A 26,235-nucleotide genomic window follows, 5' to 3' on the forward strand; every position below is an offset into this window, starting at 1 on the left:
TTTTTGTCAATAAAATAAACACATTTTTTTAAATTAAAAACATATTTTTTGAAGTTTTTTTTCAAGTAAACCATTAAAATAAAAAAAATAGCTCTAAAGAGCTATTTTTTTTATTTTATGGAATTAATTTTGCATATGTTTCCAAATCTATATCTTTCGAATAATCTATTCCTTCTACTTCAAATCCACCCAATTGTAAAAAATCTTTTTTAAACCCCGCATAATCTGATATCTCTTTAAAATTATTTTCATTAATTTGCTTCCATAATTCATTTACTTTATCTTGTACATCTTCTTCCATTTCTAAATTATCCGGTCTATATCTTCCTTCTTTATCTATTATTGGATTATCACCATATATCATATCTAAAAATAATCTATGTGTTTGTTCTATACAACCTTCATGAGTCCCTTTTTCTTTCATTACTTTAAATAAAAGTGTTGCATATACTGGAAATATCGGTATGTATGCACTAGCTTTTGTAACAAGAGCTTTATTTGAACTAACAGCAGCTTCTCCTGATAATTTCTCCTTTAATATTTTATTTAATTCTTTTGCTGTTTTTTCTAAATGCCGTTTTGCTGCTCCAATAGTACCATCTTTATATATTCCATATGTTATTTTTGGGCCAATGTAAGTATATGCAAAAGTTCTAGCTCCTTTTTCCAATACATCTGCTTCTAAAAGAGCTTTTATCCATAATTCCCAGTCTTCTCCTCCCATTACTTTTACAGTAGCTTTTATATCTTCTTCGGTAGCATTCTCCATTGTTTGCTGTATTAATGTATCATTTTTCAAATCTACTGTAGGTCCTACTATATCTCCTGTTGTACTTTTTAATGCTGATATATAAGTTTCTCCATCAATTGGATCTTTTCTTCTTCCAGAAGCTAAACTATATATTACTAAATCTACTTTTCCAAATTCTTCTTTTATATATTTTATTACTTCATCTTTCATTTCAAGCGAAAAAGCATCTCCAACAAAATTTTTTGCTTTTAATCCTTCTTTTTCTGCAGCTTCTTTAAAAAATATATTATTGTACCATCCTGCAGTCCCAGTTCTTTTTCCTCGTGGTCCATTTTCATAAGATATACCTATTGTATCTGTTTTGCTTCCTCCAAATGCAAGGGAAATTCTTGTAGCAAGTCCATATCCTGATGACGCACCTATTATTAATGCTTTTTTTGCTCCATTATATGATTTATTATTTTTTACATATTTTATTTGCTTTTCAACTAATTTTTTACACCCTTCTGGATGAGCTGTAAGAAGTATGCCTCCTTTGTATTTTGGCTCAATTATCATTACTTTTACCTCCATCTTTCTTTTTTTGCAATTATAAATATAATACTATATTTCCTAAAAAAATACAATTAATTAATTATCTCACAAAATTTATTGTTTTTATATTATAATAAAATAAAGACTTTTCACTTCATTATAAAAAAACACCTGTTTTTTTATAATGAAGTGTGCTATAATTTAATAGATTTAAAATATTAATTTCTCTAAAATCAAAGGAGGTTAATTATGAATATTTTTAATTTTAAAATAGACAATGTTTTCACTAAAGATAAAGAAATTGAACTTTTTAATAAATATAAAAATGGTGATTATTCTGCAAAAGAAGATATTATAAAACATTCTTTAAATATGGTATTAAAAATAGCACATAATAACAAAAAATATGGTTTAGATCTAGAAGATTTAGTTCAAGAAGGAATAATTGGAGTGATGCATGCTATTGAAAAATTTGATATCAAAAAAAATATTCGTTTTTCTACTTATGTATATCCTTGGATTAATCATTATATAAATAATGCTATTAATACAACTTCAAAACAAATAAGATTACCCCAAAATTTAATATTATTATCTAAAAAAATAAAAAAATTACAAGAAGAATATCAAAATAATTTATCTTTAGAACATATTTCTGAAAAACTTTCACTTTCACTAGATAAAGTTAAATCATTATTAAGTTATCATGAATACTCTTTTTTATCACTTGAACAAAATATTAATGACTTTTTTAATTCAAAATTTGAAACTGCTATAGAAGATATAAAAAGCAGTAATATCTTTAATAAAATCGAGATTTTAGATCAAATCTCTGATATGTTATCAAAACTTACTGATAAAGAAGCTGAAATAATTAAATTACGATATTTTAAAGAAGAAACGTTAAAAAAGATTAGTGAGCAATTTGGTATAACAAAAGAAGGAGTAAGACAAATAGAAAAAAGAGCCCTTGAAAAATTAAGAACTATTTATTTTAATAAAAGTGTAACTATTTAAAAATGCCCGGTTAAAAACCAGGCATTTTTTATTATAAGATGTTCACAACTTTATTATATACTATCTATTTTGTTTAAATCCTCTAAAATTTCCTCTTTTTTGATTTTGACCTTTTATATAACTTTTTCTCTCTTTTCTATTTATAATTTTTTTATATTCTAATTCTGTTAAAAGAGGAGTTAATTCACTATTTAATGTTTTTACTTTTTCCCAGTTAACATTATCATTACTAAGCTCATTATCTATATCTAACATTTTTTCTCTTACATCAAGTAATAAATCTTTTATTTCTTCATCTAAAATATTATTTTTTTGATTTTTGTTATCTTCTCTTCCTATTGGTCTATTAATCCCTTGTCCTTTTTGATTTCCTCTTTTTTGATTTTTTCCTATTATTTCTCTATTATTTTGAAGATTATCTTCTCTAAAATTCATCTGACCTTTCATTCCATGATTTTTTCTAGCTATTTTATTTGTTTCACGCCCTGTTATATCTTCTATTTCTTCTCTAACCTTAAAACTATCCAATCTTAATGTTTCTTTTAATTCTTCATTTGCTGTAATCAATTCTTTTAATTTTGTATCATCAATTGTCTCACTATTTAATAATCTCTCAATAGCAATATTATTTTTTTCTATTTGATATAGTTCATCTTTATGCTCCTTATAATCTGCTTCTTTTAATTCTTTTATTTTTTGTAGTTGTTCATCAGTTAAATTTAAAAACATTCCTCTTCCATTTCCATTTTTCATTATTCCTTCTTGGTTTTTTCCATTATTATTAAATCCATTTGCAAATGCTAAACTTGATACCATTAACCCAACTAACAATATTCTTTTTTTCATTTTAAATCACCTTCCTAATATTTTTTTATTTCTTTTCTATGCTCTTATAATAATCCTTAATTTTGAAAAAAATGTGAAGTTTAAATTTTTTTTTATTTTTTTAAAATATTATTGACTAAAAAGAAAAAATAGAATAATATCCTTTATAGGGTAATCGCTTTAATTAAAAGGAGGTAATCTATAGATAAAAAATTTTAATTTATACTTAGATTTAGATTAAAGATTATTTAATTATAATTTTGGAGGTTTTAATAAAAAATGGATATTTTTAATTTGATTCAAAATGAAGAGCTCTTAAATATACAAGAAAATATTTTTAAATTTGATTTTTCTAAAAGAAATTCAGCTGGAAATACTGCTCTTCATGAAGCAGTAAGATTAGGTAATTATGATATTATCGATTTGCTAGTTCAATATATTGATGATATTAACTGTAAAAATCTAAATGGCGATACACCTATGCATTTAGCTGTTGAATTAGGGGATTACGAGATAGTTTCATTATTATTAGACTATAATGCCAACCCTAATATTGAAAATAATAACAGAGTTACACCCAAAAAACTAGCAATTTTACAAAAAAAAGAATCTATCTATCAATTATTAATAAATGAAGATTTTTATAATTTTGAAGAAATAAAACATAAAAAACATTTTGATGATGAATACAGTTATTAAAAAATGAGCCTAAGGCTCATTTTTTAATTTATCTTTTTTTTGCTTTTTCAATAGAAATTTTTCTACCTTTTATTTGTTTATTATCATTTAGTATTTTTAATACTTTATCTGCTTTTGATTTTCTTATTTCTACAAATGAAAATTTATCTAATATATCAATATCTCCTACATCTTGAGATTTAAGATTACATTCATTTAATATTGCACCCAAAACATCTTTTTTAGTAATTTTATCTTTTCTTCCTGCATTTAAATACATTCTAGTTGTATCTTTATTTGAACCTTTTCTATCTCTACTATTTCTACCATCTCTATTTTTTTTATTTTCTTTATAATTTATATCATCTTTTGATTTTTCATCTTCATAAAACTCTGTATTCATTTTAAGAAGAACTGCAGCAACTTCGTTTATTTCATAACCTCTATCAAATAAATTATGTAATATTTCAAAGTATATGTCTAAATCATTTGATTTTTCTATATTTTCTTCTATTGTAAATAAAAAATTCTCCATTTGTTTTAATTTTAAATCTTCTTTAGAAGGTATAAGTTTTTTTGTAATTTCTTTATTTATATATTTTTCTATATTTATTAGTTTTCTTTTTTCTCTTGGTGTAGTTAATGTAATTGAATGTCCTTTTTTCCCAGCTCTTCCACTTCTACCTATTCTATGTACATAATACTCTTCTTTATCAGGAAGATCATAATTTATTACAAGTTCAACATTTTGAATATCTAGCCCTCTAGCTGCTACATCTGTTGCAATTATAACTTGTAAATCTCCTTTATTAAATCTTTGAAGTACTCTCATTCTAGCTTCTTGTTTTAAATCACCATGGATTTTTTCACATTGAAGACCTAATTTTTGTAATTGCTCTGTAATATCATCTACTTTATTTTTAGTATTACAAAATATAATTGATTTTTCTGGATTATAATAGTGTACAAGTCTATTTACAGCTTCATTTTTATCTCTTTCATTTATTAAATAATAATGTTGTTTTATCGTATCACTTGTAACAGTTTTTTGTGTTATTTTTACTATTTTAGGATTGTTTTGATATTTTTTTGCTATATTCATTATAACTTGTGGCATTGTAGCTGAAAAAAGTACTGTTTGTCTATTTTCATTTACATCCTCTAATATAGTTTCTATATCTTCTCTAAATCCCATTTTTAGCATTTCATCTGCTTCATCTAAAATCACAGTATTAATATTATCTACTTTTAATGTTCTTCTTCTTAAATGATCCATTATTCTACCAGGTGTTCCTACTATTATTTGTACACCTCTTTTTAATGCTTTAATTTGTCTTTCTATTGATGTTCCGCCATATATAGATAATACATTTAGTCCTCTTATATATTTTGATAATTTTTCAAATTCATTTGACACTTGTACAGCAAGTTCTCTTGTTGGGCATACTATTATTATTTGTGGTGCTTTTATACTTATATCAACTTTATTAAGCGCTGGAATAGCAAATGCTGCTGTCTTTCCAGTTCCTGTTTGAGATTGGCCTATTATATCAGAACCTTCCAATAATAAAGGAATAGCTTTTTCTTGTATTTCTGTTGGTTCAATATATCCTAAGTCTGATATAGCTCTTTTTATCTCCTCTTTGATATTAAATTCATTAAAATTCATAAATTACTTTTCAACTCCTATTTTCACTTTTTAATTTTTTTATCCAATTTAATTATTATACTATATTTTCATTTAAAAGTAAAGCTTTAATTAATTAAAATTATTTTTATTATTAATATAATTAATGTGTTCTTTGTAAAAACATCTATCCATTACAAAATTTATATTATTATGAAAAGCCATTTTTTTAGATTCTTTACTTATAACTCCTTCTTGTAACCAAATAGTTTTTACTTTTTTTTCTATTGCTTCTTTTACTAAAGGATACACCAGTTTTGAATTAATAAAAAATATAGCTGTATCTATCTCTTTTTCTATATCTAATATCGACTTGTATACTTTTTCTCCTAGTATAATTTCGGCCTTTGGATAAACTGGAATTATTTCATAACCAAATCCTTTGAGTTTTGCAGCTACTTGATAACTTGTTCTAGCTTCATTTGGTGATAGCCCTACTATTGCTAATACTTTAGAGCTCTCAAATATTTTAGTAAAATCTTTTTTTTCTTCTTTAATTCCTTGATATTCTTCCATACATTTTGGTCCACAAAAATAAACTATTTCATTTTCTTTTTTCAACTTGTATTTTGTTAAATTTTCATCTACATCAAAACTGCATATTGGACATTTTTTCATTTTTTCATCCTTTCTTATCTTTATTCTTAGAATTTTTACCTTTTTTATAATTTATTCTTTATTAAGTATTAATTTCCTTTTTTTAACAAATTTTATTTGTATAAATTTTAAAATTTTATTATCAATTACTCGTATATTATAATTTCTTGATATTTAATGGTTATTATTATATAATAATAAAGATATTTAAATTTTTAGGAGGATTATTAAATGAATAAAAATTGCTTATTTGTAGGTATAGCTGGCGGAAGTGGTTCTGGTAAGACTACAGTAGCACAAAATTTAGTAAGTGCTTTTAGCCCAAGTGATGTAGTTTTAATATCTCAAGATTCTTATTATAGAGATAATCCTGATATGAGTTTTGATGAAAGAAGTAAATTAAACTATGACCATCCAAATTCTATTGAATTTGAACTATTAAAACAGCATCTTCTAGACTTGGCTAATGGAAAAAGTATTAAAAAACCTATTTATGACTTTACCAACCATGCTAGAAAAGAAGAATATGAAGTGGTAGAACCTGCAAAAGTAATTATAGTAGAAGGAATTTTAGTCCTTGCAGTACCTGAAATAAGAAAACTTTTTGATACAAAAATATTTGTTGATACTGATGCTGATGAAATGCTTCTTCGAAGAATAGAAAGAGATATAAATGAAAGAGGTAGAACATTTGATTCAGTAAAAAAACAATATTTATCTACAGTAAAACCAATGTTTTTAGAATTTTGTGATCCTAGCAAAAGGTATGCTGATGTTATTATCCCTAGAGGAGGACAAAATAAAGTTGCTATAAATATGGTAATAGCAAAACTTAAAAGATTTTTAAAAAAAGGAGCTATTTAATATATGAAAATTTATTCTTGGAATGTAAATGGAATAAGAGCTGCCGAAAGAAAAGGATTTATTGAATGGTTACAAAAAGAAAATCCAGATATAATTTGTATACAAGAAACTAAAGCTCAAGAAGAACAACTTAGTGATAAATTATTAAATATTGGCGAATACAAATCATATTTTATGTCTGCTGAAAAAAAAGGATATAGCGGAGTTGCTATTTATACGAAAATTAAACCTAATAATATTTATAACTTAGGAATTGAAGAATTTGATAATGAAGGTAGGGTTATTATTGCCGAATTTAATAATTTTATTTTATTAAATGCATATTTCCCAAATAGTCAAGAAAAAGGTAAAAGAATAGATTATAAAATAGCTTTTTGTGATGCTATTCTAGATTATGCAAACAATTTAGTAAAAAAAGGTAAAAATATTCTTATTTGTGGAGATTATAATATAGCTCATAAAGAAATCGATCTAGCAAGACCAAAACAAAACGAAGAAAATCCCGGTTATTTACCAGCAGAAAGAGAATGGATGACAAAATATTTATCAAATGGATATATTGATATTTTTAGACATTTTTATCCTAATACAATTAAATATTCATGGTGGAGTTATAGAGCTAGAGCTAGAGAAAATAATGTTGGTTGGAGAATAGATTATTTTACTTGTAATAAAGATTTTATTAATAATATTAAATCAACTGATATTTTAACTGAGATTGAAGGTTCTGACCACTGTCCTCTATTTATTGAAATAATTTAATAAGATTTTTTATGTTTTTAAAAGGAAATTTTATTTTTCTTTGTATAATAAATTACAGAAATATCTTTTAAGGGGTTGAGTGAAATGATTATAGAAATAAAAGATTTTATTAATAAAGATCCCGATATATTGTACAAAGAGATAAAATCGGATTTAGATAAAGGCATGAAAATTATAGTAGATTTTAAATTTATTCCTAATATCACATATGATTTTTTAAATTCTACAATAGGAAAAATAATAAAAGAGTATAATTTTGATATTATAAAAAATAAAATTAATTTTATTAATGTAGATATTGAAATTAGAGAAATGCTTTTTAAAATTGTTAATGATTAAAATTTAGCAAATTTTAGTAGGAATGTTATTCCTACTTTTTTATTTTTATGATAAAATATTTTATAAAATAATAATTTAGAGAGAGGAGATTTTATGATAAAACTTATAGCTACTGATATGGATGGTACTTTATTAAATAATAATCATGAAATTAGCAAAGACTTTTGGGAAGTTTTAGAAGAAATAAAAAACAAAAATATCCTTTTTTGTGTAGCAAGCGGAAGGCAATATTATAATTTACTAGAAAAGTTTTATAAACATAAAGATGATATACTTTTTATTGCAGAAAATGGAAACTATGTTATACATCAAGAAAAAGAAATTTTTTCAAATAGTTTAAATAAAAAAATAATACCAGAATTTATTAAATTAGTTAGAGAAATTGACGACTGTTATATTGTTCTTTGTGGTAAAAAATCAGCATATGTAGAAGATGATTATAAACCTTTTTTAAATGAAGTAGGAAAATATTATGCCCAATATAAAATTATAAAAGATTTAGAAAAGATTAATGATGATATTTTAAAAGTTGCAATTTATGACTTTAAAGGTTCTGAACATAATGTTTATCCTTACTTTAAAAAATTTGAAGATAAATATAAAGTAGTTGTATCTGCAAAACATTGGCTTGATATAATGACTCTTAATGGAAATAAAGGAGTAGCTATACAAAAAGTACAAAAAAAGTATAATATAACAAAAGATGAAACTATGGCTTTTGGAGATTATTTAAACGATTTAGAAATGCTAGAAAATAGTGGTTATAGTTATGCAATGGAAAATGCTCATCCAAAATTAAAAGAAATAGCTAAATATATCACACATAGTAATGAAAATAATGGTGTTGTAAAAACATTAAAAGAAGTACTAAAAAATTTATAAATTTAATAATTTATAAATTATATAACAATAATAAATATAATATATTTATATTTATTAAATAAATATATTATAATTAAAATGGTTTAGTATAAATGAGGTGAAAGAATTATGAAAATATCAGTAATTGGAGCTGGTATGGTAGGAACAGACATTGTATCCTATCTTTTTAATGTTGGTAACTTCTCAGAGATTGTCTTAGTGGATATAAATAATGAAAAATCTTATGCTGAAATAATGGATTTTCGACATACTCAAAGTCTTTTTTATACCAAAAATACAAAATTAAATTATGGTACTTATAAAGATTGTAAAGATAGTGATATCGTTATTATTACCGCAGGAATTCAAGTAAAAAAAGGTGATACAAGAGAAAGTATTGCTGCTGCAAATTCTAAAATAACAGTTGAAATAGTGAAAGAACTAGAAAAATATACTCCTAATTCTATATTAATTTTAGTGACAAATCCTGTTGATGTTGTTACTTATTTTGCAATAAAACATTCAAAATTTCCTGCTCATAAAGTAATGAGTTCTGGAACATTACTTGATACTTCTAGACTTACATATTATTTAAGTACAAAATTTGATATTGACCCTAAAAATATAAATGCTTATGTTTTTGGAGAACATGGTAAAACATGTTTTATTCCATGGTCTTTATGTAATATCTTTGGAGTAAATATAGATACTTTTACAAAAATAAATAATTTCCCTTCTATAAATAAAAAAGAAGTAGAAAAATATGTTGTTGATTCTGGATTTGATATTTTTTTAAAAAAAGGAAATACAAACCATGGAATTGCTGCTAGTATTTATAGAATAGTTAGAGCTATTACCGTTAATGAAAAGTCTATTTTACCCGTTGGTCTTTATGTAAATAATATTTATGATATTAATGATATTGTCCTTGCTTTACCTGCTATAATTTCAAAAAATGGTATAGAAAAAATATTAAAAGTAGAGTTGAATGAAGCCGAAAAAGAAAAATTAAGAGATTCAGCAGATTTTTTAAAAAAAATAATTAATACTGTAAAAATATAAGGGGGAGTTAACAATGGTAGATACTCAAAAAATTTGGATGAATGGAAATTTAATAGATCATGATGATGCTAAAGTACATGTATTAGCACATGCTTTACATTACGGTACAAGTTTTTTTGAAGGAATAAGAGCTTATGAAACTAAAAAAGGAACAGCTATATTTAGACTTGATGAGCATATTGATAGATTATTTAATTCTTGTAAAATATATAGAACAGATGTTCCTTATAGTAAAGAAGAAGTAAAGCAAGCAATCATTGACACTATAAAAGCTAATAATTTAAAAGCAGGTTATATAAGACCTCTAATTTATAGAGGATATAATGTTTTAGGAGTAAATCCTGTAAAATGTCCTGTTGAAGTAATGATAGCTGTATGGCCATGGGGAGCATATCTTGGAGAAGAGGCCCTTAGAAATGGAATAAAAGCTCAAATTTCTTCATGGAGAAGGCTTGCTCCAAATACTATGCCTACAATGGCAAAAGCTGGAGGGAATTATTTAAGTTCTCAACTTATTAAAATGGAAGCTTTAGAAAATGGATATGATGAAGGAATAGCTTTAGATTATTCTGGAAATGTAAGTGAAGGAAGTGGTGAAAATCTATTTGCTATACTTGATGATGTAATCTACACTCCACCTATTGGTTCTTCTGCACTTGTAGGTATTACTAGAGATACAATAATTAAAATAGCTAAAAATTTAGGATATGAAATCAAAGAACAAGTTATTCCAAGAGAATTTTTATATATAGCTGATGAAGTATTTTTAACTGGTACAGCAGCAGAAGTAACTCCTGTAGATACTATTGATAATATAAAAATAGGAAAAGGTAAAAAAACAATAACGCATAAAATACAAGATGAATATTTTAAACTTGTAAAAGGTGAACTTATTTATGATGAAAAATGGTTAACTTATGTAAAATAATCCAAAAAATTTAATAGAACTTGTAAACCGAACACTTTAAAAAGTTTAAGTTTACAGGTTCTAATTTTTTTTAATTTGATTTTTAAATTTAAAGGATTTTTTAATAAATTTCGTATAGAATAATGATGTTATAAAAAATAAAAATGGAGGTTCTATCAATGAAAAAAAATATAAACGATATTAGTATAAGACAAGTTGTAAATTTTAATATTTCTGAAATTTTAATTGAAAATGGCTATAATTATGAAAGCATAAATGACTCTGTTGCTTTAGTTACACTAAAAGATATTGACACTAAAACTATTATAGTAAAACAAGATAATATATTGTTTATTCAACAAGAAATAATTAATTTAAATCAATTAAAAGAGGACCTAACTTTATATAAAAAACTATTAGACCTAAATACTGAAATACTACCTGTATCTATTGCTATTGATTCAACTGATGAAAAAAATCAAAAATTAGTTATAAATGAATCTTTAAATATAACAAACCTTGATGTAAATGAAGTCTTACAAGTTTTTGAAGCTATAGAACTTGCATTACCAAAAATATTTAATATAATAAAAGAATATAAATAAATATATTAATTTAATAAAAAATATAAAAATAATAGGAGGATAACAAATGGGAATATTTGATAGACTAGGAAAAGTTTTTAAATCAAATGTAAATTCAATAATTGATAAAATGGAAGATCCAGAAAAAATATTAGAACAAAATATTTTAGATATGGAAAAAGAATATACTAAAGCTAAACAAGCTATTGCTTCTACAAAAGCTGAAGAAATAAGACTTACAAAACAAATAAAATTTTTAGAACAAGAAATAAACAAATGGGTAAATAATGCAAAAGCTGCTCTTAATGCTGGAAATGAAGAGCTTGCTAAAAAAGCACTAGAAAAAAAACAAGCTTTAACAAAAGAATTAGAGCAAATAAAAAATGATAGAAATTCCATTTCTACAAGTACTGAAAAACTTATTAGTGATCTTAAAATGATGGAAAATAAAATAGAAGAAGCTAAAAGAAAAAAAGATCTTTTAAAATCAAGAATTCAATCAGCAAAGGCTAAAAAGAAAATAAACGAATTAAAAAGTACTACTTCTACAATAGGAAAAAGTGCATTTGATAGTTTTAGCAAAATGGAAGAAAAAGCAAATAAAATAATAAATGAAGCTGATGCTATAGAAGAAATTAATAAAGAACTAACTGGAGAAGATTTAGAAGCTCAATTTGAATCATTAAATGGAAATAGTGATGTTGATGATGAATTAGCTAAATTAAAATCTGAATTAAATAAATAAGAATAGGAAGGGGAAATTATGAACAACAATAATAAAATGCTTTTTATGATTATCATAATATTTCTTCTATTTGTTCTTATTAGCTCATGTGAACGTAGAGCATACTTTTATCCGTCACATGGTGGTTTTTTTTGGTGGTGGGGCGGTAGTAGAAGAACTACAATAATTAACAATAATATTACAACTAAACCATTTAGCACTTCAAAAAGAACTAGTAGTAGTAGAGCTAGAAATAGAAGTTTTTCTTCTGGAAAGTAAAAAAAATCAAGAAAAGGGGTACTTAGAATGTTAAATAATATAATAAATATTAATGATATTTATACTATTACAACTATTATTATAGTAGTTATATTAGCATTATTGGTAAAAAAGTTTTTTAATTTAACAAATAAAGAAGAATTAAATAAAATTATTAATGGAAAATCAAATGTTTTTGCTATAAGATTTGCTGCAATTTTATTTGGAGTAATTTATGCCTCTAGTGGTGAAATATTTGGTGGTTCTATTGGCTTATTTAATGATATTATTAGTTTTTTCTTATATTCAATATTAATGTTTATATTAATATTTATAGCTGTATTTATAGGAGATAAACTTTTATTATCAGAAATAAATAATATTGCTGCTCTAAAAAAAGGAAATACTGCTGTTGCTTTATTTGAACTTTGTTATATTATTGCTACAAGTATGACTGCAAGAGCTACTCTCATTGGTGACGGTGGAAGTGTAATATCGGTACTTTTATTTTTTATACTGGGTCAGACAGTTCTTATTTTATTTTTCTTAATTGCATTAAAATTGACTCCTTTTGATGATGTAAAAGAAATTAGCAAAAATAATATTGCTGCTAGTTTGTTTTTAGGGGGATTATTACTTGCAATATCTGTTATAAACTATTATTCTTTACTTGGAGATTCTACTGAAATGTTGCAAGATGCAATTTTTTATATTATAAGTGCTATAAAAGGTGGGGTTCTTTTACTCTTATTTGGATATAGTATTGATAAAATTATATTTCCAAAAGTTAATATAACAAATGAAGTTATAGAAAAAGATAAAAATTGGGGATTAATTTTTATTGTTTCAATGTTAACAATTGCAGTTTCTATAATAATAGGAGCAAATCTCTAATGCAAAATAAAATAACAAACAATAAAAGCGAAAAAAAATATATTTTATTACTTTTTGCTGTTAGTATGTTTTTTACTGGAATGTCTGGGATAATCAATGAATATATCTTAGCAAAACTTTCTACAGATATTTTAGGAAATTCTGCTATTCAATGGGGTATTGTAATTGGTGTTATGCTTTTAATGATGGGAATCGGCGGTTCTATCCAACTATTAATTAAAAATAATCAGCTTATAACAGGATTTGTAACTATTGAAATTTTATTAGCTATATTAGGTTCTTCTGCTCCTATTGTTGTTTTATGGGCTTTTGGATATACTAGCCATAACTTTTTACTTTTTCTTTATTTTTATATAATTTTTATAGGGTTATTAGTTGGCGCTGAAATCCCTCTTTTAATTAGATTGAGTAAATTATATCTCAAAGAAACTACTCATGTAATTTCTTTGATTTTTTCTATGGATTATATAGGAAGTTTTATCGGTACTTTAGTTTGGCTCTTTTTTATTATTAAAATAAAATTACCTCTATATAAAATGAGTTATGTTGTTGCATCTTTTAATTTTATTGCAGCTTTAATTACATTTTTATATTTAACTAAAACTGAAAGAAATAAAAATAATGGAAAAATAATAATTTTCATTATAACGTCATTTATGATAATATATTCTTTTATCAATTCTGATAAATGGGAAAATCTTATTTATCAAAAATTATTTAAAGATCCTATTATATATAAAATAGACACTCCTTATCAAAGTATAGTCCTTACTAGAAATAGTACTACAAAAAAACACTATCTATATATTAATGGAAATACTCAATTATATGAAGGAGATGAAAAAATATATCACGAATCTCTTGTTATTCCTGCTTTATCACTATGGAATAGAAGTCGTGTGTTAATTCTTGGTGGCGGAGATGGCTGTGCTCTTCGTGAAGTATTAAAATTTAAAGATGTAAAAGAAGTTACTTTGGTTGATTTAGATCCTGAAATGATAAAGTTTGCTAAAAACAATCCTATTATGAAAAAAATAAATAATAATTCTTTTAAAGATAGTAGAGTCCAAACATTAAAAGCTGATTTTATAAATTATACAGATAAACAAAAAGACATTTATAAAGAAAAAGGTTATAATTTTGAAACAAAATTATATGAATATGAAAAAATTGCAAAAGTAAATGTTTTTAATGTAGATGCTAAAAAATTTCTTGAAAACGTTAATAAATTTTATGATGTAGTTATAATAGATTTTCCAGATCCAAACAATATAGAACTTACAAAATTATATTCTTTAGAATTTTTTATAAATGTAAAGCGAAAATTATCAAAAAATGGAGTTTTTGTAATGCAATCTACCTCTCCAACTTATTCGAAAAAAGCATTCTGGACTATTAAAAAAACCATGGAAGCAGCGGGATTTAATACTGTTCCGTATCATATTGATGTTCCTAGTTTTGGAGACTGGGGATTTATAATGGGCTCTCAACGAAAAATTAATAAAGACTATTTAATTTCACGATTTAAAAATCTTAAAAATTGGGAAGTTAAGACAAAAGAAATAGACCCTGCTACATTTATTTCAAGTTTAAATTTTAGAAAAGGTTTATTAGATGATAATAAAAATTATATAATAAATACTTTAGCTAATCCTGTATTACTTGATTTTTATTTATTAGATGGCTGGAAAGATTATTAAGGAGGAAATATGTCAAATTATACAGAAACTGGAACTGGTAGAATTCAAAAAGTATCAATAAAACCTGAAGATGTCCAACTAAGTGATTTTATTGTTATTGATGATACATGGTATGAAATAACTGCTATATATAAATATATAGATGTTGAAGATGACGATGATTATTGGTTTGATTTCACTGGTGTAAATGAAATAGGTGAAAAAGTATATATTGGAGTGGATAAAAACGAAGAATATATTTGGGAATATTCTATTTGGAAAATTATTCCAAAATCTGAAGTTAAAACACATGAAGACATGAAAAATATAACTTATGATAATCATAAAACAACTATTAAATATAAAGATATAAAATATAAATTATATGATGATAACAATATGTTATATGAAGCTCATGTTATTAGTTGGGTAAATGGCCGTAATAAAAATCCTATTTCTTATCCTGTATGGATATCTGATTTAGAAGATAAAACAGGTGAAAAATTTTTAAGTATTGAAGTAGATGAAGATAATGTAGTAGAAGTATCTATTGGTGAATATATCTCAAATGTAGAGCTTATAAAAAATGAAAAAAATATTAAACAAAAAGATTCTATTTTAAAAAAATTGAAAAATTTATTTAAATAATCAATAAAAAAATGAGCGATAACAACTGCTCATTTTTTTATTAAATTAATATTCTTTTATAATATTTTCAAATTCTTTTATAAATTCAGTAAAACTTATATCTTTATTATAATATTTTATTAAAATATATCTTTTTATTGCTTGGAACTCATAATAATTTATTATTTTATTATAAAAACTTTCTGATTTTGCTATACAAAGAAAATTATTATTATAATACACTTTTATATACTGCATATTATTATAATCTATTTTTATAGTTATGCTTTTACCTATATATTCATTTAATATTTTATTTGAATAAAATAGATTGTTATATCTCACTCCTTGAATTTGGACTTTTCTTTTACTATTTATTGATATTAATAAAGGATTTAATATATTTTCATCTCTAATAAATTCAATCTGTTTTAAATTTTTATCCCAAATAATATATTTTCTATAATTATATGTTAAATAGATAAAGTTCTTTACTATTTTTACAAGCTCTTTATAATTTAATTCAGTATTTTCATAAATTAAAAAATCTTTCAAATATATCTCTTCTAGTTCATAATAAAAATCTTTATTACTATTTTCATTTTCATAACATAAAAAAGTTTTTATATTTAGTTTTTTTTCGATTTCTAAAAAAATATTTTTTTGATTCACTTTTTGATTATTAATAATAAATTCTTTAGGTTTACCATAAATATCATATTCATAATTATTTTTTAGTATAGCCTTTCTAAGTAAAAGATATATTTCTTCTATTGTTAGGGGTTCAAAATTAATATAAAAACTACATATTCCTTTTGAAAAACTATCATAAATAATATGTAAAAATGGATTTTTTAACTCATCTGTTGTTTCATCTAATATTTTTATATTTAATATTTTATAACTATATTCAAATATTTCATTTGATGTTTTGGTAAAAGGAACGTTTTTATCAACTACTTTTTTTACAAATGGATCTAAATTATTTATTACTCTATAGACTGTATCATAATTTATATTTTTATTTATTTTAGACACGAGTTTATAAATATCAAGTATCTTGATAGCAGGATTTTCTGTATAAATCTCTTCTATTTTTTCTACAGTTTCAGTATCCAATATTCTAAAAGTATTTTTATCTTTTCTTGTATTTTTTTTGAGACCTTCTAAACCATTTTTTTTATATGCACTTACCCATCTTTTTAATGTGCTGTATGAAACATCACTTTCTTTACTTATCTCTTTTAAATTTTTTTGTTTTTTTAAAAAAGGCTTTATTATATTATATCTTGTTATTTCTATGCTATTTTTTTCTATTTTATCCATTTTTTACCCCCATTTATTCTCTATTATTGTATAAAAAAACTATTTTTATGTCAAACACTAATAAAAAAGCTCAAATAAAATCAAAATAAACAATGTTATAAAAATAAAACATTTTAACAAACTTATCCTTTAAAATTAATATTTATATAATGTTTTTAAAAAAACAACATACAAAAAAAGGCTCAAATAAAAAATAAATTTTCATAAAAACCTTGACAAATTAAAAAAAAGCTTGTATATTAATATTACTTGGTAATGATTTAATATCAATAGTAAGTTATCAATTAAAATTGTTCTAAAACAAAACAAATATTAAAATATATGAAAGGATGGGAATATGAGTTTTTTTAAAAAAATCTTTGGTAAAAAAGAAGAGAAAAACTATGTAGAAATTTATGCACCATTTGATGGTGATATAATTCCACTAAGTGAAATTCCAGATGAAGCTTTTTCATCAAAAATTATTGGTGATGGTGTTGGTTTAATACCAAAAACATCTGGAACTATTGTAGCACCTTGTGATGCAGTAGATTTTAGTATTTTTGAAACTAATCATGCAACTTCATTTGAATTAGCTAATGAACTTGAATTAATAGTACATTTTGGTATTGATACTGTACAATTAGAAGGAAAAGGTTTTACAAGACTAGTAAATGAAGGAGATTCTATAACTAAAGGAAAAGAATTAGTAAAATTTGATTTAGATTATATAAAATCTAATGCAAAATCACACAAAACTCCTGTTATAATTACATCTATGGATATGGTAAAAAAAATTGAAACTTCTACTGGTAGCGTAAAATCTGGAGATTTGTTAATGAAAGTTTATCTTAAAAAATTATAAGGAGAGTGAAAAATGAAAGCATTTACACAATTACAAAAGATTGGTAAAGCACTTATGACACCTGTAGCAATATTACCTGCAGCAGGATTATTTTTAGCATTTGGTAATAAACTACAACTTCCATTAATGGAACAAGCTGGTGGAGTAATTTTTGCTAATTTACCATTATTATTTGCAGTTGGTACTGCTATTGGACTTGCTAACGGAGAAGGAGTTGCAGCACTTGCAGCTATTGTTGCTATACTTGTTATGAATACTACAATGGGAATAGTAAGTGGTGCTGAAGCTGGACTTGCAGCTCATGATAGAGCTTTTGCTAGTGTTCTTGGAATTCCTACACTTCAAACTGGAGTATTTGGTGGTATTATCGCTGGGGTTATAGCTGCTATGCTTTATAATAAATATTATAAAATCGAACTTCCTCCATTCTTAGGATTCTTTGCAGGAAAAAGATTTGTACCTATCGTAACTGCTGTTGCTGCATTTTTAATAGGACTTGCTATGCCTATAATTTGGAAACCAATTCAAGCTGGGTTATATCAATTATCATATTTAGCAAATGAAACAAATACTAATATTTCTACATTTATATTTGGAGTAATTGAAAGATCATTGATACCATTTGGATTACATCATATATTCTATTCTCCATTCTGGTTTGACTTTGGAGAATATATTAATAAAGCTGGCGAGTTAGTAAAAGGAGATAACAGAATATGGTTTGAAATGTTAAAAGATAATGTCCATAACTTCTCATCAGCTACTTATCAAGGTGCTGGTAAATTTATGACTGGTAAATTTCCATTTATGATGTTTGGATTACCTGGAGCAGCTCTTGCTATGTATCATGAGGCAAAACCAGAAAAAAGAAAAATTGCTGGTGGTATTTTGTTCTCTGCAGCACTTACTTCTTTCTTAACTGGTATTACTGAACCAATTGAATTTGCTTTCTTATTCGTTGCTCCTGTATTATACGGAATACATGTATTAATTGCTGGTACATCATTTATGCTTATGAATATGCTTGGAGTAAGAATAGGTATGACATTCTCTGGTGGAGTAATAGATTTCATTATGTTTGGAGTAATGCCTAATAGAACGCCATGGTGGTGGGTAATAATTGTTGGTGCTGTATTATTTGTTGTTTATTACTTCTTATTTAGATTTGCTATTAGAAAATGGGATTTAAAAACTCCTGGTAGAGAAGAGGATGAAGTAGAATCAGAAGAAGTAAGTTTAGGTGGACATGAATTAGCTGTACTAGTTATTGATGCACTTGGTGGAAAAGAAAATTTAAAATCAGTTGATGCTTGTATTACTAGACTTAGAGTAGAAGTTGCTGATACATCAAAAGTAAATGATGGAGAACTTAAAAAACTTGGTGCTGCAGGTGTTTTAAAAGTTGGTGCTAATGGAGTTCAAGCTATATTTGGTTCTAAAGCTCAATTTATATCAAATGATATAAATAAAATGATAAGATAATTAATTAAAAATAATATAAAAAGCTAGGAAATATCCTAGCTTTTTATATTATATACAAGTTCATTATTTTGAGTATCTACATATATTTTATTATTCTCTACTACTTTACCTTCTAATATCATTTTGGCTATATTTGTTTCTAGGATTTGCTGTAAATATCTACGTAAAGGTCTTGCTCCATAATGTGGGTCATATGCATTTTCAATAACAAGATCAATAGCTGATTCACTTAATTCTACTGTTAAATATCTTTCTTTTAGTTTTTTATTTATCTCTTTTAGTATTAAACTAATAATTCCTTTTATATGTTCTTTAGATAAAGCTCTAAATACTATTATTTCATCTACCCTATTTAAAAATTCCGGTTTAAATCTTGATTTCATCTCATTCATTACAAGATTTTCTGTTTCATTATTTACCATTGGATCATTTAAAATATATTCACTACCTATATTTGAAGTCATTATTATTATAGTATTTTTAAAGTCTACTAATTTCCCTTTGCCATCTGTAAGTCTACCATCATCTAAAATTTGTAAAAGTACATTAAATACATCTGGATGAGCTTTTTCAATTTCATCAAATAATATTACTGAATATGGTTTTCTACGTACAGCCTCTGTAAGTTGACCTCCTTCTTCATATCCTACATATCCTGGTGGTGCACCTATAAGTCTAGTAACACTAAATTTATCCATATATTCACTCATATCTATACGTATCATATTTTCTTCATTATCAAATAAATTATAGGCAAGAGTTTTTGCTAAATATGTTTTACCTACTCCAGTACTTCCAAGAAAAATAAATGAACCAATCGGTTTTTTAGGATCTTTCAATCCAGCTCTTGCTCTCATTATAGTATCTGCTATTGATTTTACTGCTTTATCTTGTCCTATTACTCTCTCTTTTAAATGAGATTCTAGAAGTAATATTTTTTCTTTTTCACTTTCCATAAGTTTTGATACTGGAATTCCTGTCCAATTTGATATTACATCTGTTATTTCTGTTGAAGTAAGCTCTTGTTTTAACATTCTTCCTTCTTCGTTATTTTCTGATTTTTTCTCCTCTTCTTTTAATTTTTCTTCTAATTCATGCAATTTCCCATATTTTAACTCTGCTATTTTATTAAGATCATAATTTCTTTCTGCTTCTTGTATTTGTAAATTAACTTTTTCTATCTCTTCTTTTAATTTTTGTACTTTATTTATCTCATCTTTTTCTAATTCCCATTTTGTTTTAAGATTATTTTTCTTTTCATTAATTTCAGCTAATTCTTTTTCAAGTATATCCAATCTTTCTTTTGAAGCTTTATCTTTTTCTTTTTTTAAAGCTTCTTTTTCTATTTCTAATTGCATTCCTCTACGAGTAAGTTCATCGAGTTCTTCTGGCATAGAATTCATCTCTGTTTTTATTTTAGCTGCTGCTTCATCAATAAGGTCTATTGCTTTATCTGGAAGTTTTCTATCGCTTATATACCTATTACTAAGTACTGCTGCTGATACAATAGCATTATCTGTTATTCTTATTCCATGATATATTTCATACTTTTCTTTAAGCCCACGTAATATAGAAATTGTATCTTCTACAGTAGGTTCGTTTACCATAATTGGTTGAAATCTTCTTTCAAGAGCTGCATCTTTTTCAATGTATTTTCTATACTCATCTATAGTAGTAGCACCTATTACTTGTATTTCTCCTCTAGCTAACATTGGTTTTAGTATATTTCCTGCATCCATTGCACCATCTGTCTTTCCTGCACCAACTATAGTATGTATTTCATCTATAAATAATATTATGTTTCCATTACTTGATTCTAGCTCTTTTAATACTGCTTTTAATCGTTCTTCAAACTCTCCTCTATATTTAGCTCCTGCAATTAATGACCCCATATCAAGAGAAAAAATTGTTTTATTTTTTAAATTTTCAGGTACGTCACCTTTTACTATTCTAGATGCAAGTCCTTCTACTATAGCTGTTTTACCTACTCCAGGATCTCCTATTAATATAGGATTATTTTTAGTACGTCTAGATAATATTTGTACTGCTCTTCTTATTTCTGTATCTCTACCTATAATTGGATCTATCTTACCTTCTTTTACTGCACTACATAGATCTATTCCATATTTATTAAGTACATCGTATGTTCCCTCTGGATTTTGAGTATTAACTTTTTGATTTCCTCTTATTTCTTTTAATACTTTTTCAAATTCTTTTATATTAATATTTTCATTTTTCAAAAATTGATTATTGTTTTTAAGTAATGCTATAAAAAGATGCTCTACACTTATATAAGAGTCTTCATATTTTTTTGCTATATCTTCTGCTGTTATTAAAATTTGATTTAAATGTCCGTCAAGTCTAATAGAATTTGGATTTTGTCCTTCTACTCTTGGCATACTATTTAATTTTGCCTCAAGTTTATTTGTAATCCCTATAACATCCTTATTCATTTTTTGTAAAAGTTTTGGAATAAGTCCATCTATTTGCGTAAGTAATGCATATATTAAATGTTCTTCTTTTATTAATGGATGTTTATATTTAATCGCAAAATTATGTGCACTTGATAACGCTTCTATACTTTTCTGAGTATATTTTTCTTCATTCATCTCAAAAACCTCCCTTCTTTTTTTATTAGCACTCTATATTGATGAGTGCTAATAATTTCATTTTAAATATATCACTTTTTTTTATTTATGTCAAGAAAAAAAAAAGAAATTTTATTTTTTTTTGTATATATATATTAAGTAATGGTTTTAATATTTAAGATTTTTATTAAAAAAAGGGGGTATTAAAATGAAATTAAAAAACAAAATGACTTTTTTATTGCTTGTTATGTCAGTATTACCTATCCTAATTTTAGGTTCTTTTACTTATCAATTAGGTGTAAAAAATAGTATCGATATTTCAAAACATGAGGCTAAAGAAAAAATTATTACTTTAAAAAGTAATATAAACGACTTTTTTAACAACGTTGATTTACACAGTGATATATTAATTAATGCTTACTTAAATAGAGGTTGGGACGGTTTTAAAACTCAATTTAATATAATTAATAAAAAATTTAATAATGTCTATCTATCTGCTTATATAGGTTTTGAAGATTCAAAATTTTTAAGTGAACCAAACTTAGAACTTCCTGCTGATTATGACCCTACAAAAAGACCTTGGTATGGTATTGCTAAACGTAATGAAATTGTTATTACAGACCCTTATCCAGATGCGGGTACTAGTGATTTAGTAGTTACAATTGCAAAACAAGTAATAAAAGATGGTAAAAAAATTGGTGTACTTGGTTTTGATATGAATCTTTCTGCTATTCAATCACAAGTATTAAAAACTAAAATAGGTGAAAGTGGATATGCTTTTTTATTACATGAAAATGGCCTTACACTATCACATCCAAATAAAAATATTGTTAATAAAAAAATTAATGATTTTTTAGGTAGTCAAGTAGATGAATTGTTTACTTCTAACCCTCAAGGGGAAGTTGATTACACATTTAATAATGACAAAAAATTTTTAATTTATGAAAAAATTCCTTCTGCTAGATGGATAATTGCTGGTGGTACATCATATAAAGAATTTGAAGCTAGATTTAATTCTATAAAACTCTTTATAATTTTACTTACAATTATATTTTTGATATTTTCTATTATTATTTATTTTGTATTTAACAAGACTATTACTCAAAATATATATAAGTTTATAAATATATTTAAAGAAGGTGCAAATGGTAATCTAAATGTATCTTTAAATTTAAAGACTAATGATGAACTTGAAATGTTATCAAACGAATTTAATCAATTTATGAAAAAATTATCCCGTATTATAAATGAAGTTAAAAAATTATCTCAACAAGTAGAAAATGATACACGAGATATTACAGAATTAATAATTGCTGTAATTAATGGTGTTGAAGAATTACAAGGAATTAAACAATTAAATGAGCATATTAATAAAGTGCTTGATAATGTACGCAATCAAACAGCATCCTCTGAAGAAAGTCTTGCAGCTATTGAAGAAATATCCGCCACAAGTAAAGCTATGAGTGACAAAGTAAGATCCAGTGTTAATGCTTTTGAAAAAACTCTTAATATTACAAAATCTAGTTATAATAAAATTGATACTTTATCAAATACTATGCAAGAAATAAATAATAGTGTTGAAAATACTAATTCTCAAATAGATAAATTAAAAGCTATCTCCTCTGATATAGGAGAAATAGTTATAGCGATAAATAATGTTGCTGAACAAACTAATTTACTTGCTTTAAATGCAGCTATTGAAGCAGCAAGAGCTGGAGAAGCTGGAAGAGGATTTGCTGTTGTCGCTGACGAAATAAGAAAACTTGCTGAACAAACTAATAAAGAAACTGAAAAAATAGAAAAATTAATAGAAAATGTACAAAGAGAAGTAGATAATGTAAAAAATGGTGGCGAATTAGTAAAAACAAAAGTTACTGAAGGACTTAGCTTAATGAATGAAACTAATGAGAATATTTCTGATATAATTGATTTAACTAATAAAAATAATGATGATATAGGAAATATAGCTTTTTCTACTGATGAACAATCTACTGCTTCAACCGAAATTACTACTGCTATTAGTAGCATCGTAGATAATTCAACAAATATAGAATCATTGGCTACTGAAACAAGTCAAATATCTGAAAAAATAAAATTACTTTTAGAGGATAAAGTAGAGTTACTTTATAAATTAAATAAAATTGTAGAACAATTAAAAACTGATTTGGAGTTTTTTAAATAAATTTGAATTTATTATAATATTTATTGTATAATAAAATATCTTAATGAAAGGAGATGGTAAGGTGAAAAAAATTTTACTTGTATTTTTTATACTATCAAATTTTGCTTTTGGACTTGAAGTTAATAGAGATATTTTAACTACATCTATAGAAAATAGAGAGCCTATAAACGAAATATCTGAGTTTAATCTATATGATAAAGCTTATTATTTTACAGAAATTACTAATGCTAATGAAGAACAGTATATATATCACGTTTGGTACTATATTCAAGAAAATGGTATTAAAAATAAAATGGCAAAAGTTAAATTAAAAGTAGCTGGTAATAGATGGAGAACTTGGTCTTCAAAAAATTTATGGCTAGAAGGTGTTTGGGAAGTTGAAGTTGTTGATAAAGATAATAATCTCTTATCAAAAAAAGAATTTGTAGTTAAATAGCATAAAAACCCCTTGAAGATTCAAGGGGTTTTTATATAAATTTTTCATCTATTATTTTATCTTTTCCTTTATTTTTGGCCAAATATAATAATGTATCTATTTTAGATAATATTTTATCCTTTTTATAATCTTCTACATCTATAATTCCAGCACTAAATGTAACATTTTTATAAGATCCGTAATTTATTTTTTTTATTTTTTTTCTAATTTCTTCTAATATATATTTAGATTCTTGTAGAGTTTTATCTGGAAAAATAACTAAAAATTCTTCTCCACCTATTCTTCCTGGTATTATAAAATTATTTGTATATTGCCCGAGTATCTCTCCTATTTTCCTTAATACAAAATCACCTATTGAATGACCATATGTATCGTTAATCTCTTTAAAGTCATCTATATCTATAATTGCTATACAAAATTTTTTCTTTTGTTTATAAGCCTCTGAAGTTCTCCCAATATCTTTCTTCTATTAAAAATATTTGTAAGTTCATCAATTGTAGCCATCTTTATAAGTTTTGCATTTAAATGTTCTAACTCTTTTGTTCTTTTTTCTACCTCTAATTTTAATATTTTTTTTGCTTTTTCTTTTTGTTTTATTCTTATTTCTAAATATCCTACAATAATAGTTGAAATGAAAACAATATAAATAACATATCTAATATTAATATTAAATTTAGATGGTTTATTAATTATAATACTATTTTTAGGAATATATTTCACTTTAAATTCTTTTAATTTATTATAATCAAAATAATATTTTGTACTTGTATCTAATATTAATCTATCTGGAAATTCATTATACACAAGATACCTTAAAGCGATTTGAGCAGCTTTTTTACCTTGATTTTTCCCAGAAACTAAACTCCCACCAATAATTCCTTTATTTAAATAAAAATCCCATGCTCCAAATATCGGTACTGTTGCTACAGTATTAATTTTTGTTAATGCTTCTTTATAACTTAGAAACCTCCCGGACCTATCTCTATTTAAGGTAAGTAAAAAAATTACACTACTATTAGTATCTAATTTTGATATATTCTCTACTAAATCTTCTATAACAAAATCTCTAATAAGATGAATATCTAAATATTTTTTATATATTTCTATTTCTGGTGAAATTTCCTTATATATTTTTTGCCCAGTTAATGTATTATCCAGTATAATATATACTTTATTTCTTCTAGGAAACATTTTTATAAGTGCTTCAAATGTGTCACTAACATTTATCTGCTCTTTTACTCCTGCTATAATTGATGCTTTACTTATATCATAATCTTCAAAATTATTTACTCCACAAAAAACTATAGGAATATTTTTAAAAAGTGTATCTCCATAATCAAGTGCAAATTCAAATGCTGCATTATCTACAGCTATAATCAAATCAAAATTAATTGTATACACTTTTTCTTTATACAAGTCTATAAGTTTATTATAATATTCTTTTGTAAAATTTCTTTTTGTATCTAAATATTCATAATATATTTTTATATTAGGATAATCGCTTAATTTTTCTTTAATTCCTTCTGATATAGAATCTGTCCATTCGAGGCCTTGATGATACGAGTATATCACCAATACTTTTTTTCATTTGCAAATCCATTAATAATAATTACAAAAAATATAAAAATGGTTATAAAATATTTCATTGTATTCCCTCCCAATCCTTAATAATAATTTTACTACATTTTCTCAAAAAATACTATTATTAAAAAATAATTGATAAATAT

26 protein-coding genes are annotated in these 26,235 nt (G+C 24.6%); 18 read left to right on the forward strand and 8 right to left on the reverse strand.

The annotated features are described in order from the left end of the window. Positions 1-115 precede the first annotated feature (115 nt). Positions 116-1,309 carry an enoyl-ACP reductase FabV gene (fabV, locus tag EV215_RS00380; RefSeq protein ID WP_134111819.1) on the reverse strand — a complete coding sequence of 398 codons (1,194 nt, stop codon included), beginning with the start codon at positions 1,307-1,309 and terminating at the stop codon, positions 116-118. 225 nt (positions 1,310-1,534) lie between these two features. On the opposite strand from fabV, the gene EV215_RS00385 reads away from it, so the two are divergent. Next, positions 1,535-2,302 (forward strand): sigma-70 family RNA polymerase sigma factor, encoded by a 768-nt coding sequence (locus EV215_RS00385; RefSeq protein ID WP_134111824.1) that lies wholly within the window; start codon positions 1,535-1,537, stop codon positions 2,300-2,302. 60 nt (positions 2,303-2,362) lie between these two features. Here the strand turns inward: EV215_RS00385 and EV215_RS00390 are convergent, their stop codons facing one another. Next, a complete protein-coding gene (locus tag EV215_RS00390; protein ID WP_134111825.1) occupies positions 2,363-3,148 on the reverse strand; it encodes a Spy/CpxP family protein refolding chaperone in 786 nt (261 codons plus the stop codon). Positions 3,149-3,406: 258 nt separating this feature from the next. Between EV215_RS00390 and EV215_RS00395 the strand changes: the two genes are divergently transcribed. Next, on the forward strand, positions 3,407-3,826 hold the full coding sequence (locus EV215_RS00395; RefSeq protein ID WP_134111826.1) for an ankyrin repeat domain-containing protein: 420 nt from the start codon (positions 3,407-3,409) through the stop codon (positions 3,824-3,826). A 28-nt stretch (positions 3,827-3,854) separates the two neighbouring features. Here the strand turns inward: EV215_RS00395 and EV215_RS00400 are convergent, their stop codons facing one another. Both EV215_RS00400 and EV215_RS00405 read right to left on the reverse strand, forming a co-directional pair. Further along, entirely contained in the window at positions 3,855-5,474 is a 1,620-nt protein-coding gene (locus tag EV215_RS00400; protein WP_134111828.1) for a DEAD/DEAH box helicase, read from the reverse strand. A 90-nt stretch (positions 5,475-5,564) separates the two neighbouring features. Next, positions 5,565-6,110 carry a CoA-binding protein gene (locus EV215_RS00405; protein ID WP_134111830.1) on the reverse strand — a complete coding sequence of 182 codons (546 nt, stop codon included), beginning with the start codon at positions 6,108-6,110 and terminating at the stop codon, positions 5,565-5,567. 210 nt (positions 6,111-6,320) lie between these two features. Here EV215_RS00405 and udk point away from each other — a divergent pair, with 210 nt between their 5' ends. The 12 genes from udk (at position 6,321) to EV215_RS00465 (ending at position 15,671) form a co-directional block, all read left to right on the forward strand. Then, positions 6,321-6,953 carry a uridine kinase gene (udk, locus tag EV215_RS00410; RefSeq protein ID WP_134111832.1) on the forward strand — a complete coding sequence of 211 codons (633 nt, stop codon included), beginning with the start codon at positions 6,321-6,323 and terminating at the stop codon, positions 6,951-6,953. Between the two features lie 3 nt (positions 6,954-6,956). Next, positions 6,957-7,715, forward strand: a complete 759-nt coding sequence (locus EV215_RS00415) for an exodeoxyribonuclease III (protein ID WP_134111834.1) — start codon at positions 6,957-6,959, stop codon at positions 7,713-7,715. Between the two features lie 84 nt (positions 7,716-7,799). Continuing rightward, positions 7,800-8,054: an STAS-like domain-containing protein gene (locus EV215_RS00420; protein ID WP_134111836.1), complete on the forward strand. Its 255-nt coding sequence runs from the start codon at positions 7,800-7,802 to the stop codon at positions 8,052-8,054. Between the two features lie 93 nt (positions 8,055-8,147). Next, a complete protein-coding gene (locus tag EV215_RS00425; protein WP_134111837.1) occupies positions 8,148-8,936 on the forward strand; it encodes an HAD family hydrolase in 789 nt (262 codons plus the stop codon). Between the two features lie 108 nt (positions 8,937-9,044). Next, positions 9,045-9,977, forward strand: a complete 933-nt coding sequence (locus tag EV215_RS00430; protein ID WP_134111838.1) for an L-lactate dehydrogenase — start codon at positions 9,045-9,047, stop codon at positions 9,975-9,977. A gap of 13 nt (positions 9,978-9,990) precedes the next feature. Continuing rightward, positions 9,991-10,905, forward strand: coding sequence for a branched-chain amino acid transaminase (locus tag EV215_RS00435; protein ID WP_134111840.1), 915 nt, complete (start codon positions 9,991-9,993; stop codon positions 10,903-10,905). Positions 10,906-11,063: 158 nt separating this feature from the next. Continuing rightward, positions 11,064-11,489, forward strand: a complete 426-nt coding sequence (locus EV215_RS00440) for a hypothetical protein (protein WP_134111842.1) — start codon at positions 11,064-11,066, stop codon at positions 11,487-11,489. Between the two features lie 46 nt (positions 11,490-11,535). Beyond that, on the forward strand, positions 11,536-12,213 hold the full coding sequence (locus EV215_RS00445; protein ID WP_134111844.1) for a PspA/IM30 family protein: 678 nt from the start codon (positions 11,536-11,538) through the stop codon (positions 12,211-12,213). An 18-nt stretch (positions 12,214-12,231) separates the two neighbouring features. Further along, the gene (locus tag EV215_RS00450; protein WP_134111846.1) at positions 12,232-12,471 is read left to right on the forward strand and encodes a hypothetical protein; all 240 of its coding nucleotides are present in this window, start codon (positions 12,232-12,234) and stop codon (positions 12,469-12,471) included. A gap of 27 nt (positions 12,472-12,498) precedes the next feature. Further along, positions 12,499-13,344, forward strand: a complete 846-nt coding sequence (locus EV215_RS00455) for a DUF350 domain-containing protein (protein ID WP_134111848.1) — start codon at positions 12,499-12,501, stop codon at positions 13,342-13,344. Then, complete coding sequence (locus EV215_RS00460) at positions 13,344-15,044, forward strand: polyamine aminopropyltransferase (RefSeq protein WP_134111850.1); 1,701 nt, start codon at positions 13,344-13,346, stop codon at positions 15,042-15,044. The genes EV215_RS00455 and EV215_RS00460 overlap by 1 nt, the downstream gene beginning before the upstream one ends. A gap of 9 nt (positions 15,045-15,053) precedes the next feature. Beyond that, complete coding sequence (locus tag EV215_RS00465; RefSeq protein ID WP_134111851.1) at positions 15,054-15,671, forward strand: hypothetical protein; 618 nt, start codon at positions 15,054-15,056, stop codon at positions 15,669-15,671. A gap of 45 nt (positions 15,672-15,716) precedes the next feature. On the opposite strand, the gene EV215_RS00470 is transcribed toward EV215_RS00465, so the two are convergent. Further along, positions 15,717-16,976, reverse strand: coding sequence for a Mu transposase C-terminal domain-containing protein (locus EV215_RS00470; protein ID WP_134111852.1), 1,260 nt, complete (start codon positions 16,974-16,976; stop codon positions 15,717-15,719). Positions 16,977-17,313: 337 nt separating this feature from the next. Here EV215_RS00470 and EV215_RS00475 point away from each other — a divergent pair, with 337 nt between their 5' ends. Together EV215_RS00475 and ptsG are read left to right on the forward strand one after the other, a co-directional pair. Beyond that, entirely contained in the window at positions 17,314-17,820 is a 507-nt protein-coding gene (locus EV215_RS00475; RefSeq protein WP_134111854.1) for a PTS sugar transporter subunit IIA, read from the forward strand. Positions 17,821-17,832: 12 nt separating this feature from the next. Further along, entirely contained in the window at positions 17,833-19,302 is a 1,470-nt protein-coding gene (gene ptsG, locus EV215_RS00480) for a glucose-specific PTS transporter subunit IIBC (RefSeq protein WP_134111856.1), read from the forward strand. Positions 19,303-19,337: 35 nt separating this feature from the next. Here the strand turns inward: ptsG and clpB are convergent, their stop codons facing one another. Next, on the reverse strand, positions 19,338-21,911 hold the full coding sequence (gene clpB, locus EV215_RS00485; RefSeq protein WP_134111858.1) for an ATP-dependent chaperone ClpB: 2,574 nt from the start codon (positions 21,909-21,911) through the stop codon (positions 19,338-19,340). A gap of 187 nt (positions 21,912-22,098) precedes the next feature. On the opposite strand from clpB, the gene EV215_RS00490 reads away from it, so the two are divergent. Together EV215_RS00490 and EV215_RS00495 are read left to right on the forward strand one after the other, a co-directional pair. Beyond that, a complete protein-coding gene (locus EV215_RS00490) occupies positions 22,099-24,072 on the forward strand; it encodes a methyl-accepting chemotaxis protein (RefSeq protein ID WP_134111860.1) in 1,974 nt (657 codons plus the stop codon). A gap of 61 nt (positions 24,073-24,133) precedes the next feature. Next, entirely contained in the window at positions 24,134-24,508 is a 375-nt protein-coding gene (locus tag EV215_RS00495; RefSeq protein WP_166667289.1) for a DUF2914 domain-containing protein, read from the forward strand. A 31-nt stretch (positions 24,509-24,539) separates the two neighbouring features. Here EV215_RS00495 and EV215_RS10710 read toward each other — a convergent pair whose 3' ends face one another. Next, positions 24,540-24,965, reverse strand: a complete 426-nt coding sequence (locus tag EV215_RS10710) for a GGDEF domain-containing protein (protein WP_134112317.1) — start codon at positions 24,963-24,965, stop codon at positions 24,540-24,542. Next, positions 24,917-26,080 (reverse strand): ABC transporter substrate-binding protein, encoded by a 1,164-nt coding sequence (locus tag EV215_RS00505; RefSeq protein ID WP_134111863.1) that lies wholly within the window; start codon positions 26,078-26,080, stop codon positions 24,917-24,919. The genes EV215_RS10710 and EV215_RS00505 overlap by 49 nt, the downstream gene beginning before the upstream one ends. Between the last annotated feature and the right edge of the window lie 155 nt (positions 26,081-26,235).

Source organism: Hypnocyclicus thermotrophus, assembly GCF_004365575.1.
Taxonomy (GTDB): Bacteria; Fusobacteriota; Fusobacteriia; order Fusobacteriales; family Fusobacteriaceae; genus Hypnocyclicus; species Hypnocyclicus thermotrophus.